Raw genomic sequence first — 1,319 nt, 5'->3', positions numbered from 1 at the left:
TGTGTTGAACCTGAAGGTATTCGTATATAAAAGGAATAAGTCCGATGTAAGCGAGCGGATTTATTCCTTTTATATTTTTGGGCATGCTGTTAGAGTTGTACCTTACTATTTTTTATGGGCTCATATGTTTTATCGACCAATAAATTATAAGTGAGTCCAAGTAATACTAAAAACCCACCGATTATTTTACCGATAGATACATCGTTTGATGTAAAGAAATCAATTACTACTCCCATAAATAATTGCCCTACAAAAATCAACAATGTTAAATAGAAAGAAGATATTTTAGGAGTAATATAGTTTGATAATACAATTACAATAACACCGACTAAACCGCCTAAATAGGCTGCGAACGGTATAGATTGTAATGTAGTACTGGATACATGAAGAGATTCGCTACTAAAAAGTAAAAATATAAAAGAAAAAAATAGTCCCGTAATATAGTTGAAAAACGTTCCTTGGAAAATTCCAATCTTTGCTGCTAAGTTAGCATTAATAATTCTTGCAATTACAATAGAAACCCCAGCTAAAATAGCGATACAAATATATAGCATCATTTCACCCTCCATTAAAAAATAGTCATTACAACGATTCCAGAAGAAATCAGAAGTAATCCAATCATTTTTTTCTTTTCAAATTTTACAACCTTCATCCCTAATAGACCGAAATGATCGATAATAATAGATGATACAGATTGCCCAAGTAAACTTAAAGCGATTGTGATAGAGACGCCAAGTGCTGAGAAGCTTATATTACTAAACAGTACGGTAAACACTCCGATAGCTCCTGCGCTATAAAGGTAAAGAGGTATTCCTTGCTGCATACGAAGTTTGGATTTGCTAACAAGTAATACAATAACAATGGCAAATAATCCAACGAGATGAATCATTACACTAGACATATAATTCCCTGTAATTTCAGATAAGATGCCATTTAAAGGAATCATAATGGCGATGAAAGCACCTATAATAATTGAGAGTAAATTATACAATTCCGTTTCCCCCTTACAAATTTACATGTAATGTATCATGATTAAATCGTGAGTTACTATGACATATGTCATAGTGAAAAGAAGAAATTTTCTTTATAATGAAAAAGAGTTACAGAGGTGGGGGATCTATGAAGAAAATAAGCAATTCTCATAAGTTAGATGATTATGTAAGACAGAATCATATTGAATCATTTTTTAGTAATGACATGAAATCCTATATGGAACTATTACTCTTTAAAAAGAATGAACATATTTGTAAGGAGAATGAAGATATTCACTATTTATATTTCTTTGTTGAAGGTAAAGCAAAGGCATATAGCACATTAAG

The 1,319-nt window shown here is 31.2% G+C and carries 2 protein-coding genes and 1 pseudogene; 1 reads left to right on the top strand and 2 read right to left on the bottom strand.

The annotated features are described in order from the left end of the window. Positions 1-89 precede the first annotated feature (89 nt). Together V7183_RS25695 and V7183_RS25690 are read right to left on the bottom strand one after the other, a co-directional pair. Positions 90-554, bottom strand: a complete 465-nt coding sequence (locus V7183_RS25695) for a DMT family transporter (RefSeq protein ID WP_097895741.1) — start codon at positions 552-554, stop codon at positions 90-92. 14 nt (positions 555-568) lie between these two features. Continuing rightward, the gene (locus V7183_RS25690) at positions 569-991 is read right to left on the bottom strand and encodes a DMT family transporter (protein WP_097895739.1); all 423 of its coding nucleotides are present in this window, start codon (positions 989-991) and stop codon (positions 569-571) included. Between the two features lie 128 nt (positions 992-1,119). On the opposite strand from V7183_RS25690, the pseudogene V7183_RS25685 reads away from it, so the two are divergent. Then, positions 1,120-1,319: pseudogene (locus V7183_RS25685) on the top strand (hypothetical protein); the annotation flags it as partial.

This window comes from Bacillus sp. JJ1127 (assembly GCF_036965845.1).
Taxonomy (GTDB): Bacteria; Bacillota; Bacilli; order Bacillales; family Bacillaceae_G; genus Bacillus_A.
This window is presented reverse-complemented; position numbering and strand designations above follow the sequence as displayed.

Bases quoted from the DNA above. Each gene is read 5' to 3' on its own strand.
- V7183_RS25695 (WP_097895741.1), bottom strand. From the start codon at position 554: ATGCTATATATTTGTATCGCTATTTTAGCTGGGGTTTCTATTGTAATT.